Consider the following 13,453-nt stretch of genomic DNA (forward strand, 5'->3'; position numbering starts at 1 on the left):
ATATCGTTTTGCGTTTAGGTTTTTCTGTAAAAAACAAATCCCATAGCAATAGTCACCGAAGGTACTGTAGCTATGGGATGTTTCTTTTTAAAGACAGTTAGCGGGTAATGCTACCGGTCTTTTTAATTATTTGTCGCCGAACGTTTTGTTGTAGAACTCGATGCTTTCCAGGATGATACGTTCAGCCACTGCTTTGTTCTGGAACTCAGAAACCTTTACAGTCTTGTGCTCCAGTCTCTTATACTCTTCGAAGAAGTGACGGATCTCTGCAGTGAAGTGAGGAGGCAGTTCTGTGATATCGTTGATGTGGGCAACGCTCATATCGTTGGCAGCTACAGCGATGATTTTATCATCTGCCTCGCCGTTGTCGATCATCTGCATTACACCGATCACTTTAGCTTCCATAATACACATAGGAACAACGTCTACCTGGGAGAGGATGAGGATATCCAGCGGGTCATGATCATCACAGTAGGTTTTTGGAATAAAACCGTAGTTAGCCGGGTAGTATACAGAAGAATACAGTACCCTGTCGAGCTTGAGCAGGCCACTTTCTTTATCCAGCTCGTATTTGGCGCGACAGCCTTTAGGAATTTCAATAATAGCATTCACTATTTTAGGCGCTTCTGATCCTGTGCTGACACTATGCCAGGGATTGTTCGTCGTCATCATCAACTTGTTTTTTCGTTTATTAGAATTTTGGTGCCCTGCATCTATTCTGCATCGCAAAGGCATAACGGCGCAAAGTCGTTTTTCGGGACCCTGGCAATTAATTTACCGTATGCAATGTGGAATTTAGAATAAAATGCTGCTGGCGCGCCGCAAAAATAAGGAACTCAACTGTAATTTCGTAATAGATACAAAATTATACAGATAAGAGTAATCGTAATATCTTATTTAATAGGAAGTGGAGACGTAGTATCCTGAGGCTGCATATTGGTAGAATCCAATGGTGCGCTTGGTGGCGGCAGATAGTTTGGAATAATACTTTCGAATGTGAGAGATATTTTCCATCGGCCATTTTCTTTTACCAGTTGCAGTCTTTCCTTTTGCTGAGAGGAAGAGTTCAGTACTGTTACCGTTGCTTTGTCCCCGTTTTCTTCTGTCTCAATTACCTTAATACCGGCTTTTTTGATCTTATCCCTTTCTGAGTCGTTACGACGGGCATCGAAAAAGGAGTAAAGCTGTATTACCTGCTGTGACTCCTTGGTAGCGTAATCCCTTGCCAGGTCGAAGTTCGATTCCTGTATCGCATGCATGAAATTCAGTGCTACTTCCTGTGGGGAAGCGCGCTTTTTGCAACTGCTAAGTACAGTACCGAATAATAATGCCAAGGTGAGGATACGCAGATAACTGGTCATGCAAATGTTCTATTATAATACAGTTAACAAAAATAGGTGGAAAGTCGAAAATTACAAAAAGCAGCTAGGGCTGCGGCTTGTAATTTTAAAGATTCAGACCTGTTTTTGAAAATTGTTGGTTTCCCTGTTTGTAAACCGGTATAGGCAAGGAATACTTTTAACAGTTTACGTTTTAAGGCGTGAACATACTCAAAACACTGTTAAAGAATTGTTAATTATTGACGTTCTTCCTTTTCCTTTGCTGAATCATAGGCGCGTATGATGGCTTTTACCAGTCTGTGTCTTACCACATCCTCTTCATCCAGCTGCAGGTAGCCGATGCCGTCTATATTCCGGAGAATACGGGTCGCTTTTTCCAATCCTGATTTCTGATTTTTAGGCAGGTCGATCTGTGTAAGGTCCCCGGTAATAATAGCTTTCGCTGAAGAGCCGATACGTGTCAGGAACATCTTCAGCTGAAGATCTGTTGCGTTCTGTGCCTCATCCAGGATGATAAATGCATTGTCGAGTGTACGTCCGCGCATATACGCCAGCGGAGCGATCTCAATAACGCGGTTGGTCATGAAGTAGCTGAGCTTATCAGCGGGAATCATATCATCCAGGGCGTCGTACAGCGGACGCAGGTAAGGGTCGATCTTTTCCTTTAGGTCGCCGGGCAGGAAACCCAGGTTTTCACCTGCTTCCACAGCCGGACGTGTCAGAATGATCTTCCTGACTGCCTTGTTTTTAAGCGCTCTTACGGCGAGTGCTACAGCTGTGTAGGTCTTACCGGTACCGGCAGGGCCTATGGCGAAGATGATGTCGTTTTTGTCGGCCATTTCCACCATTCTTTTCTGGTTGGCTGTTCTGGCCTTTACATTGCGTCCATTAGGACCGAATACCAGTATTTCATTGGAATTACGGTCTTTGAAATTGTCGACTCTTTCCTCGTCGCCCAGGATCTGTTCGAAATAATTCTCACTGAGGTTGCCGTTACGTTCGAGGTAGGAAATGATCTGTCCTATTTTTTCCTGTGCGGTAGCTACTTCTTCCGGAGCGCCGGATAGTTTGAGCTGGGTACCGCGGGAGAGGATCTTTAACAGTGGAAATTTTTTCTTCAGCAGATCAAGTTTTCCATTGTTAACTCCGAAGAACTCGATAGGGTTAATACTATCTAAGCTAATAATTGATTCTGTCAAGTGATATTTTATTTAGAGCGTTTGAGGTGTCTGTGTATAAGGTGTCTAAAGCAATATACCTTAAACACTTTATATTAGGAAACCTATAGTTTATAACCTTGTTTTTTGAATGCTTTCACTTTTCTGCTACTGCAGGATTGCTCAGCGCCAGGATACGTGCATCAACATCGCCAGACAACCTTTATACTACTAAAACTGGCAGAGAGGTATAAGCAGCAACCACAGGGAAGAGCAGCTGTATCAGCAGCGGCAATAACCACGCCAAAGCCTTTTGTTGTGCTGTGATACACAGCTCTCTTACTTTGTCAGGAGTTACGGTGCGCAGATGCTGTCACCATTTCACCTTCAATACCAACGGAACTGTAAAAATGAGTGATGCCTGCATTCAGGTTTGTCACTTTCTGATCCCATGACAATGGGTACTTTCATCGCTGTGTATTTGTGCCGTGTTACTGCTACCCAAAGATATTTATCCTTTGACACTTGCTGAAAAAGCGAAATCCACATTGTGGAAAAACGCAAAATTAAGTGCTTAAATAATATAAATGACTGTCGTCCTGTCAGATAGTTATGAAGAATAAATGTTTTTAATCATATATTGAGTATTTTTAAAGGGATTATCGTTCGGGATTTATGATGAATGCCACAATGGGTAACGCGCTAACGAGAGCTATACCGGCGCTGTTACTGGATCTGCACGGTAACCTGTTATATGTCAACCAGGGAGCAGCGGGATGGCTGCAGGTACCGGAGGGGGAATTTCATCCGGCAGGAAATGTAAGTAGTCTGCATTTTAATGATGTGATAGGAAAGCACACTGGTGTATACTGGCCTATGCTTTGTCATCTGCATACAATGGGCAGGAATGCCTGTGTAGATATGTATTGCCATACCCATCAGTGGGTACAATGGCGGCTAACTTATACAGGGGAACACTTCCTGTTGACAGGCACCGATATGGGTAGCCGGCGCCCCCTGGCGGATAGTCAATCTCTTCTACGCTCCTTACCCTGCGGGTTACAGCAGTTCACTCCTGAAGGTATCCACTGTTGCGCCAATGAGCTGCAACAGGAAATATGGGAAGCCATAGACCCTGCCATGTCACGGCCCGGGTATAATCTGTTTGAGGAGCCTGCCTTCCAGGAAACTGGTCTCTGCGAATTGTTTGAGGAGGTACTGTCTACCAGATTATCCGCCAGGAAAGAAATTCTGCTCGGGTACCGTGAACTGGAGACTAACGGCGTGGTCCGTATACTGCCTTCGTACTACGAAGCCACCGTGTTTGCGGTGACTGATGAACAGGGCCTTATTACGAGTTTACAGCTGGTGATGAAAGACATCACGGAAAAGCAACTATCCTTCAGACGACTGGAGAAAAGCGCCCGCCTGCTGGACCTGATCATAGAGCATCTGCCTATCGGCTATATTCAGTTCGACCACTTCGGCTTTATCCGCCGTATTAACCATGCCCAGCGTGAGTTCTTCCAGTACGAATATGAAGAGACTGAGGCGCCTTTTAACATTATGAGTGATCCTTTTGCCCGCCTGTACGGTCTTGATAAACTCTTCAAGGACGTGATGGTGGGGAATAAAGTGATCCGCGTGGAAAAACAACTGGACTTCTCAAAGGACAGTCGCTGGACGGCGCAGAGCCGCGAAGTATGGCTGGACCTTACACTGTTCCCCCTGAAGGATCCCGTGGATAAGCAACAGATCGTTGCTGTGCTGGTGAATGATATTACCGATCGGAAACTGGAACAACAGATGCGCAACCAGTTGCAGCGTAATACTGAGCAGCTGCATCTCTTCTTTGATGCGGTGGACATGGGATATGCCACTATGGAGAAAGACGGTACCCTGTCGTTCGCCAACCGTAAAGCGGAAGAGATGGCTGGCAGAAAGATCATCCCGGGAGAGAAGATCTTCGAGATCATGCCTGAACTTGGATATGCCACACCTTTTAGGACCCGTTTCTCTGCAGCCTTGGCAGGTACCACTTCTGCTTCTTTCAGCAGCTATTTTCCCCGCCGCTATAAATGGTATGAGTTCCTGATTACTCCAATGAGGGATGGCACTGTTTCCGTCTTTATCCGCGATATTACGGATAGCCGTAACATGCAGAAAGACCTTTTCCGGGCCAATAAGCAACTGAATAGGCTGAATAAGAGCCTCGTGAACCAGAATCAGCAGCTGGAAGACTTTGCACATATCACTTCACATAATCTGCGTGCGCCCATCGCTAACCTGAAAGCGCTCATGCAGATGCATAATGATTCGCGGTTACCGCAGGAAAAAGAACAGTATCTTTCCTTACTGCAGGAAGTAATATTCAAAATAGATGAGACGCTGAACGACCTGGTAGATGTTGTACAGATCCGTAAGAACGTGGATATGGATTGCGAGCAGCTAGCCTTTTCGGAACGGCTGCAGTATGTGAAGGATGTGTTATTTGCGGATATAGAAAAGAGTGGTATCCTGCTGACCACTAACTTTGAACATGCGCCTGTGCTGGAGTTTCCCCGCCTGTACCTGGACAGCATCCTGCAGAACCTTATTACCAACGCCATCCGTTACCGTACACAGGAACGCCGGCCCCGTCTGCATTTAACGAGTTGGCAGGAAAATGGTTATACCATTCTTACCGCGGAAGACAATGGGCTGGGGATCGATATGGAGCGCTTTGGGCACAAGCTGTTTGGCTTCCGGAAAACGTTTCACAAAAATAAAGATGCGAAAGGGATCGGCCTGTTCATTACCAAAACACAGGTAGAGGCAATGGGAGGAAGTATCCGGGCGGAGAGTACACCGGGTCAGGGTACGAAATTTATTATTACCTTTAAAACAGAATAAATCCCTGTATGCAATCGCACAACATGATTTTTATCGTAGATGATGATCCGATACATCAGCAGATCGCGAACATAATGATCAAACGACAGGGGATAGGCGAGAATGTGCGGGCCTTTTCGGATGCGCAGGATGTGTTGGATTATTTACGCCAATACTCTTTCGAACCGGAGCAATTGCCAGATCTGATCTTGCTGGATCTAAATATGCCAGTCATGGATGGATGGGATTTCCTGAATGATTATGCCGGCTTTTACAAAGATCTTGCAAAGCAGATTGGTATTTTTGTGCTGACGTCATCTATTGATGACAAGGACCGGAAGAAGGTGGATAATTACTCTTTTGTGAAAGGGTATCTGACTAAGCCTTTGTCAAGCGAGATCATTACAAAGTTGCAGGCGAGCTGAGTGCCAGCCTTATATTTTTAGCGGGAGGGTTGTACCAATGGTATAACCCTCCCGTGTTTTATTGCAGTATGTGTTGGAACACGGATTTTTTTAAGCCTTCCTTAAAGCACTGATAGTCGCTTCAGGATCTTTTGAAGCGAAGACGGAACTACCGGCAACAAGCACGTTAGCGCCTGCATCGAGGATAGCGCCTGCGTTTTCGACGCTGATGCCACCATCTACTTCAATGAGGGCATGGGCTTTATAGTGGGTGATCATCTCCCTTGTCTGACGGATCTTTTCAAGACTTTTAGGAATGAAGTGCTGACCGCCGAAGCCGGGGTTCACACTCATGATCAGTATAAGGTCGATATCGTTGATGATGTTTTCAAGGAGATGTACCGGTGTATGCGGATTCAATGCCACGCCGGCTTTCATGCCCAGTCCTTTGATCTGCTGAATGTTCCTGTGCAGGTGCGTACAGGCTTCATAGTGAACCGTCAGGATATCTGCGCCGGCCTTTTTAAAATCCTCAGCATATTTTTCCGGTTCTTCTATCATGAGATGCACATCACAGGTCTTTTTAGTAGCCTTTCTGATGTGTGATATAACGGGTAATCCAAAGCTGATATTCGGTACGAATCTGCCATCCATTACGTCGAGGTGCAACCAGTCTGCTTCACTGCGGTTTAACATTTCTACTTCTTTGCCCAATTCCAGGAAATTGGACGCCAGGAGAGACGGTGCGACAAATGTGTTTCTATTTTCCAAAGCCACGCGTTTAAAGTTGTGTACGAATATAACTGTTATTTCTTGAGTTTGTCCAAAGCAGCTTTTGCTTCCGGATAATCTTTCTTAAAAGTGAGCGCCTTCACATAGTCATCAATAGCGTCTTCCTTACGCCCCATATTTTCAAGACACTGTGCACGGTAATAGTAGGCTTCTGCATTGTCCGGAGAAGCTTTGGCAGCCAGGTCGAAATAACGATATGCCTCTTTCCAGTTCTTCTTTTTGATGTTGATCCTGCCTAAAGCGAGGTAGGCCCTGTCATCGTCAGGGTCGGTGGTGATGCTGTTGTTGTACGTAGCGATCGCTTCTGTATAGTTGCCGGTCTCTTCATAGTACTGTGCCAGTGAGACCAGCGGTTCTGAATTTACAGAATCCAAACGGGCTGCCAGTTTATAGTACTTTATAGCGGCTGGAGAATGTCTGATGTGTAGTAAGTCGCCCAGTTCCATTACCGCGCCGTAATCGCTCTGTAAACCTGCTTTATCGATGGCGGTGGTCAGGTGGCTGATGGCCAGTGTAGTGTCCTTGTTGTCTTCAGCAATACGGGCTTTCAGGTAAAAGGCCTTATCGTGTGTGCCTTCTGATTGTCCGAGGATAGATGCCACGCTATCTGCCGACTTATACTGCTTGTTCTCTATCATAGCCGTGGCCAGCTGGTATTGCAGGTAAGGATATCCGGGGGCGGTCTGTAAGGCCTTTTTAAAGTGGGCAATAGAACGGGGATAGTCCTTCAGTACCAATGCCGCTTCACCTGCACCAGCCCAGAAATCGGTAACGTCTGGCTTGAGCTGGGCCGCCTTTTCAAAATCCTTTTGTGCCAGTAAGGGGTCGGTATTAAAGAGGAGCAGCGCCCGTCGGAAATAGAGACCCTCATTGTTTGGAAACTGCGCGATGGAGTCTGTTAAGGGGAGCACCAAAGGCGCGTACAGGGATGAATCGGCATCGTTATGGGAGGTTTGCTCTTCCGACTTGCCAGACTGGCAGGAAAAGAAAAAGGGAATGGATAATGATAAAAGGAACAGGTATTTCATAAGACAATAATATAAAAAATGCCCGACCTTTTGACGTTAGCGATCATTGATTGGGAGATATTGGTGGACGGAGGAGATAATTGCTGAATGGTAGATTGCAAGACTTCGGTGGACTAGAGAAACTAGTTGCAGGATAGTGGATTAAGCGGGAATGGAAGGGACTGGAATAGTCTATTGCGGAATATTGCAGATCGGCACAGGGGGTTGAGTAAATGGCTGGAAGACAGTAAAAGGTGCAACCACAAAAAAAGCTGATCGCGAGGATCAGCCTTTTTGTGGTTGCATGCCGGATCAATTGGCGGTGAGCCAATCTTTCAGGGCTTTATAATCGTTTGGCAGCTGTACGGCTTTTTTCTCGAGTGCATACAGGGATTGTACTTTTTCCGGAGTGACGATCTTGTCCTGCAGGGATGCGGGAGCGGTATCGGCAAATTTCACCGGGTGTGCTGTTTCGAGGAAGACACCAGCTGTATTGTTGTCTGTGTTTGCACCTGTTTGCTGCAGGTATTGCTGCAGGCCGAGATAACCTACTGCACCATGAGGGTCCAGCATGTACTGGTATTCCTTCCATACCTGTTCCATTGTGGCAACGGTGGCGTTATCATCAAAAGAGATGGAGGTCAGCTTTTCTTTCAGTGCTGGCAGGCTATTGGCGAAGAGTTCCAGTATACGAACGAAGTTGCTCGGATCGGCTACATCCATTGCGTTGGATAGCGTTGGCGTTGCTTGTCCGGGAGTATACTGGCCTGTTTGCATGAACCTTGGAACCGTATCATTGACGTTGGTGCTGGCCACAAAATGTTTAACGGGTAATCCCATGGCTGCGGCCATCATACCGGCGCAGATGTTACCAAAGTTACCGCTGGGTACAGAGAAAACAACATTCGGATAGCTTGTTTTCAGCTGTTTCCATGCCAGCAGGTAATAGAACATCTGTGGCAGCCAGCGGGCTACGTTGATGGAGTTGGCGCTGGTGAGCAGGCAATGGGCCTGTAGTTCAGCATCCAGGAAGGCAGTTTTCACCATACGCTGGCAATCATCAAAGGTGCCGGCTATTTCAAGCGCAGTAATATTACCATTCAGGGTGGTGAGCTGTTTCTCCTGCAGGGTGCTTACCTTACCGGAAGGGTAGAGGATCACCACACGTACGCCGGGTACATTGTAGAAACCGTGGGCTACTGCACCGCCGGTATCGCCGGAGGTAGCAACGAGCACAGTTACCGGGCGGGTATCATTCCTTCTGAAGTAACCGAGGCAGCCGGCCATGAAGCGGGCGCCTACGTCTTTGAAGGCGAGGGTAGGACCATGAAACAGTTCCAGTGCGTAGATGTTACCTGCCACCTTTTGTACGGGAAAAGGAAAGCTCAGGGTATCTGCAATGATCTGCCGCAGGGTAGCTTCCGGTATCTCATCGCCTACGAAAGGCCGGATGGCAGTGTAGGCTATATCAAGGTCATTTTGTTTTTCGATGTTATCGATAAAATCCTTTTCAAAAGCAGGAATGCGCTCGGGGAAATATAAACCCTTATCCGGCGCAAGGCCCTGTACTACTGCATCCTCGAAAGAGACAATGTGTTGTTTATTCTGTAGACTGAAATATTTCATTAGATTTTACACTTTTGTAATTTTCACACCTTCCGTATTTATTTTCGATACATGGATCTTGTAATCCACGCCCAGGGGAGCGTAGACCGTATCCATCATCGCAGCTACCTTGCGCGCATTTTCCTCGCCTCTGCTCAGCATGAAGACAGACGGACCGGAACCGGAGATACCTCCACCCAATGCACCGGCTTCCTTACATTTTACTTTCAGTTCGAAGAAAGCAGGAATGAGTATAGCACGTACCGGCTCTACGATAGCGTCTTCGAGAGAGCGGCTGATCAGGTCATAATTTTCCTGGTAAAGCCCTGCAACGAGTGCGCCTACGTTACCCCACTGGCGGATGGCGTCGGTCATCAGCACTTTTTGTTTCAGGATCTCACGGGCATCGGAAGTTTTCACTTCTATCTGCGGATGTATAACGGTTACCCACAGTTCTGACGGCGTATGCAGGCCGGTAATGTCCAGGGGTTTGTAACTCCTTACCAGTGTGAAGCCTCCCAGTATAGCAGGAGCGACGTTGTCTGCGTGCGCTGCGCCGCTGGCCAGTCTTTCGCCTTCCATCGCGAAGCGTACCAGCTGTTTGGGTGTGAAAGGATTGCCCAGCAGATGATTGGCGCCTACTACAGCGCCAGCTGAACTGGCGGCAGAAGATCCGATACCGCTGCCGGGAGGGATATTCTTGAAGAGTTCCAGTTCTATTCCGGCATCGGGTTGTCCATACTTTTGCAGCAATGCCTGGATAGCAACGCCGCATACGTTCTGGGCAGGATCGGTGGAAAGAGATGCGCCATGTACAGCCGTAATGGTAACGCCGGGTTTATCACTCTTCCGCATGATCATTTCATCGCCGGGAGCATCCATGGCCAGTCCGATCACGTCAAAGCCGCAGGCTACATTGGCAACAGTAGCGGGGGCGAATACTTTTATACAGTCATTTCCCATGAGGAATCAAAATTTTATGTATCTATTACTGATATACGGTTTATCTGGCTGATCTGATGATATCAGCAAATATACCGGAAGCCGTTACATCTGCCCCCGCACCGGCGCCTTTTACGATCAGTGGTTGTTCCGCATAGCGGTTGGTGGTATAGAGTACGATATTGTCTTTGCCTTCCAGCTTGAAGAATGGATGATCCGGCGCGATAGACTGTAAGCCTACAGAAGCCTTTCCATTTTCATAGCGGGCTACGAACTTCAGGCGTTTGCCTTCTGCATCTGCCTTTTCACGCAGTGCCAGAAAGTGACCTGCGTGTACGTCCAGTTGCTCATAGAAAGCATCCACAGAAGGTGCTTCCAGTGCTTCAACCGGGAGGAAAGAATGGTTGGTGATATCATTCAGTTCCATCTTCGCACCGCTTTCACGTGCCAGGATCAGGATCTTACGCATTACGTCCACACCACTGAGGTCGATACGTGGATCTGGTTCTGTATAACCTTCGTCCTGTGCCGCTTTCACTACCTCACGGAAGCTTGCGCCATTCACGAAATTGTTGAACACAAAGTTGAGACTACCACTCAACACGGCTTCAATACTGTTCACTTTATCGCCGCTGCGGATCAGGTCATTCAGGGTGTTGATCACCGGCAGACCAGCGCCTACATTGGTTTCAAACAGGAAGGAAGCATTGTATTTGCGCGCCAGGTCTTTCAGGCTCTTATAATAAGCATAGTCTGAAGAGCAGGCGATCTTGTTACAGGTCACCACGGAAATACCGTGCTGGAGGAATTCTCCGTAGGTAGCAGCAACTTCCGGGCTGGCTGTATTATCAACAAATACACTGTTGCGAAGGTTGAGTGCTTTTATCTTTTGTGCAAAAGCGACCATGTCGGATGCTTCACCAGCTTCCAGTATATTCTTCCAGTCCGGGAGGTTGATCGCTTCATGACCAAACGCCATTTTTTTACTGTTCGCGATACCCGCTACACGTACATGCAGACCGAGTTCGTTCATCAGGAATTTATGTTGCTGGTCCAGTTGTTCGAGCAGTTTGCCGCCTACATTACCTACGCCTGCGATGAACACGTTCACCTGCTTCAGTGGTTCTTCGAAGAAGGCTTCGTGTATCACGTTCAGTGCTTTTTTTACATCGGCTTTGTTGATCACGGCAGAGATGTTCTTTTCGGTAGAACCCTGTGCAATAGCGCGAACGTTCACACCATTACGACCCAGTGCAGCAAAGAGTTTACCACTGGTGCCATGATGGTTCTTCATCTTATCGCCTACAACAGCTACGATGCTCATATCTCTTTCCACGATGAGTGGTTCTATGCGTTTTTCCAGTATCTCCTGGGAGAATTCGCTGTCTACCGCTGTTTTAGCTTTCAGCATATCTGCTTCATGGATACCTACAGTGATAGAGTGTTCTGAAGAGCTCTGGGTGATGAGGATCACATTCACACGTTCACTCAGTAATGCTTCGAACAGTCTCTTGGAGAAACCGGGGATACCCACCATGCCGCTGCCTTCGAGGGTAAGCAGGGCTATCTTCTGGATGCCGCTGATACCGGTTACGGGATAGGTACGGCCATTGCCATCCTGTGAATGGATCAGGGTACCATAATCATCCGGCGCAAAGGTATTTTTGATCCAGATAGGAATACGTTTGTCCATTACCGGCTGTATGGTAGGAGGGTAGATCACTTTGGCGCCGAAGTGCGACAGCTCCATTGCTTCCTCATAAGAGATATGCGGGATAGGAATAGCCTGTGATACCATACGGGGATCTGCAGTCATCATACCGCTTACGTCAGTCCAGATATCCAGCACTTCTGCATGCAGGGCAGCGGCAACGATAGCAGCAGTATAATCAGAACCACCGCGGCCAAGGGTAGTGGTTTCACCATCGGCAGTAGCAGCAACGAAACCGGGTAACACTACGAAGTCAGCGCTCTGTTGCTGGTAGTATTGTGTAGTCTGGTGGTTAGTGGCCAGGAAATTGACTGCAGCGTTGCCAAAATTATTATCAGTAACAATCAGTTCACGGCTATCTTTCCATGCTGCATTCAGGCCGTTTGCTTTCAGCTTTTCGGCGAGGAGGTAGGAGGAAACAAGTTCTCCGAAGCTCATGATTTTATCCAGCGACCGGGCGCTTAATTCACCCACCTGGAAGATCCCGTCGCAGAGGGTTTCAAGGGTGTTTAAACGTTTCTTCACCTGGCTGATGATGCCACTCTGTACGGTAATGGGAAATAAGGTGCGGATGGTATCCAGGTGTTTGTTTTCAATCTCCTGTAATACGTCCTTATATTGTTCCTGTCCTTGTCCGGCAAGTGTTCCACACTGGATCAGCTTATCGGTAATGCCACTCATGGCAGAGGCAACAATGGAAAAACGCCCGTTAGGCTTTTTGTGTTGTATGATATTACAAACCTGTTCTATGGATTGGGCGCTTCCCATGGAAGTTCCGCCGAATTTTAATACTTGCATGTCTGAAGATGTTGATACGTAAAATGTCCTGTCCCCTTTACCGGGTGTACCACCTTAGATGGTCGTTGGATGATATGTGAATATTAACCCCGCACCGGGGTTGTAATAGATGTAATTGTAATAGTGCTGATGCCCGCGCCGGAGATGGTGCGAGATGCAGAAGTGAGGTATGTAACTATTGGTAGCACTATTATGAATTTACTTTTCGCTAACAAAAGTCTGGAATTACTTTCGGATTAACAAATGAATTGTCAAAGTTTTGAAATTATTTAAATTTTAGTGGGGAAAATTGTGAAAAATTGCTCATATCGAGCGGGGCAGGACAAGTTTATTGATTTTCAATGAGGAAGGGGTGTGGGGAGGTTGCAGGGGATACAGCCTCCACCGAATCTGTACTGGATCTTAAGCGAATAGATACCGTGAGAATCGCTAAGTAGCCCGGCTATTTGGCGTTGTCAAGCGAATAGGGGGCTGGATATAGATTGAACAGCATCGGTCGTGTTGCCGGAGAGCCGAAGGCCCGACATTCCCATCTGAAACCGCTTGCTACTTGCGCGTTCCTGCGATAATTCCAGGGTCCGCCACCAGGGGGTATAACTCAGGAGGTGTCATTTGGAGCTATAATACAGCCTACTTGACGGGGGCTATTGTGCGAATGATGATGTGTTCTTTGAGGTGGACCTATAACCTGTTCCCCGGGGTTATCACCCCGCGCCGTTCCCGGGGTTATCACCCCGGGCTACAAACACGGCGACCCCTAACGGGGTCTAATGCAGGGGATGATCCTGTATTGTTCCGGTGGTAACCATTTTGGCCCTGGCGTTGA

The 13,453-nt window shown here is 47.4% G+C and carries 10 protein-coding genes; 2 read left to right on the forward strand and 8 right to left on the reverse strand.

The genetic code is table 11. The features are described 5' to 3' along the window. Positions 1 to 126: 126 nt before the first annotated feature. The 3 genes from BLR32_RS33605 to BLR32_RS33615 form a co-directional block, all read right to left on the reverse strand. Positions 127 to 672 carry an inorganic diphosphatase gene (locus tag BLR32_RS33605; RefSeq protein WP_089839101.1) on the reverse strand — a complete coding sequence of 182 codons (546 nt, stop codon included), beginning with the start codon at positions 670 to 672 and terminating at the stop codon, positions 127 to 129. 221 nt (positions 673 to 893) lie between these two features. After that, on the reverse strand, positions 894 to 1,361 hold the full coding sequence (locus BLR32_RS33610) for a DUF4878 domain-containing protein (RefSeq protein WP_089839103.1): 468 nt from the start codon (positions 1,359 to 1,361) through the stop codon (positions 894 to 896). A gap of 215 nt (positions 1,362 to 1,576) precedes the next feature. Beyond that, a complete protein-coding gene (locus tag BLR32_RS33615) occupies positions 1,577 to 2,539 on the reverse strand; it encodes a PhoH family protein (protein WP_089839106.1) in 963 nt (320 codons plus the stop codon). 633 nt (positions 2,540 to 3,172) lie between these two features. Here BLR32_RS33615 and BLR32_RS33620 point away from each other — a divergent pair. Continuing rightward, positions 3,173 to 5,389, forward strand: a complete 2,217-nt coding sequence (locus BLR32_RS33620) for a sensor histidine kinase (RefSeq protein WP_089839108.1) — start codon at positions 3,173 to 3,175, stop codon at positions 5,387 to 5,389. A gap of 23 nt (positions 5,390 to 5,412) precedes the next feature. Next, positions 5,413 to 5,793, forward strand: coding sequence for a response regulator (locus tag BLR32_RS33625; RefSeq protein WP_176842524.1), 381 nt, complete (start codon positions 5,413 to 5,415; stop codon positions 5,791 to 5,793). A 90-nt stretch (positions 5,794 to 5,883) separates the two neighbouring features. On the opposite strand, the gene rpe is transcribed toward BLR32_RS33625, so the two are convergent. The 5 genes from rpe to thrA form a co-directional block, all read right to left on the reverse strand. After that, the gene (gene rpe, locus BLR32_RS33630) at positions 5,884 to 6,543 is read right to left on the reverse strand and encodes a ribulose-phosphate 3-epimerase (RefSeq protein WP_089839122.1); all 660 of its coding nucleotides are present in this window, start codon (positions 6,541 to 6,543) and stop codon (positions 5,884 to 5,886) included. A gap of 35 nt (positions 6,544 to 6,578) precedes the next feature. Beyond that, the gene (locus BLR32_RS33635; RefSeq protein WP_089839112.1) at positions 6,579 to 7,592 is read right to left on the reverse strand and encodes a tetratricopeptide repeat protein; all 1,014 of its coding nucleotides are present in this window, start codon (positions 7,590 to 7,592) and stop codon (positions 6,579 to 6,581) included. Between the two features lie 291 nt (positions 7,593 to 7,883). After that, positions 7,884 to 9,197: a threonine synthase gene (gene thrC, locus BLR32_RS33640; protein ID WP_089839114.1), complete on the reverse strand. Its 1,314-nt coding sequence runs from the start codon at positions 9,195 to 9,197 to the stop codon at positions 7,884 to 7,886. Between the two features lie 6 nt (positions 9,198 to 9,203). Then, positions 9,204 to 10,139, reverse strand: coding sequence for a homoserine kinase (locus BLR32_RS33645; RefSeq protein ID WP_089839117.1), 936 nt, complete (start codon positions 10,137 to 10,139; stop codon positions 9,204 to 9,206). Between the two features lie 40 nt (positions 10,140 to 10,179). After that, entirely contained in the window at positions 10,180 to 12,627 is a 2,448-nt protein-coding gene (gene thrA, locus BLR32_RS33650; protein WP_089839119.1) for a bifunctional aspartate kinase/homoserine dehydrogenase I, read from the reverse strand. Positions 12,628 to 13,453 lie beyond the last annotated feature (826 nt).

Origin of the sequence: Chitinophaga filiformis (genome assembly GCF_900102545.1) — a bacterium.
GTDB lineage: Bacteria > Bacteroidota > Bacteroidia > Chitinophagales > Chitinophagaceae > Chitinophaga > Chitinophaga filiformis.

Bases quoted from the DNA above. Each gene is read 5' to 3' on its own strand.
- BLR32_RS33605 (WP_089839101.1), bottom strand. From the start codon at position 672: ATGATGACGACGAACAATCCCTGGCATAGTGTCAGCACAGGATCAGAA.
- BLR32_RS33610 (WP_089839103.1), bottom strand. From the start codon at position 1,361: ATGACCAGTTATCTGCGTATCCTCACCTTGGCATTATTATTCGGTACT.
- BLR32_RS33620 (WP_089839108.1), top strand. From the start codon at position 3,173: ATGATGAATGCCACAATGGGTAACGCGCTAACGAGAGCTATACCGGCG.
- BLR32_RS33625 (WP_176842524.1), top strand. From the start codon at position 5,413: ATGATTTTTATCGTAGATGATGATCCGATACATCAGCAGATCGCGAAC.
- BLR32_RS33635 (WP_089839112.1), bottom strand. From the start codon at position 7,592: ATGAAATACCTGTTCCTTTTATCATTATCCATTCCCTTTTTCTTTTCC.
- thrC (WP_089839114.1), bottom strand. From the start codon at position 9,197: ATGAAATATTTCAGTCTACAGAATAAACAACACATTGTCTCTTTCGAG.
- BLR32_RS33645 (WP_089839117.1), bottom strand. From the start codon at position 10,139: ATGGGAAATGACTGTATAAAAGTATTCGCCCCCGCTACTGTTGCCAAT.
- thrA (WP_089839119.1), bottom strand. From the start codon at position 12,627: ATGCAAGTATTAAAATTCGGCGGAACTTCCATGGGAAGCGCCCAATCC.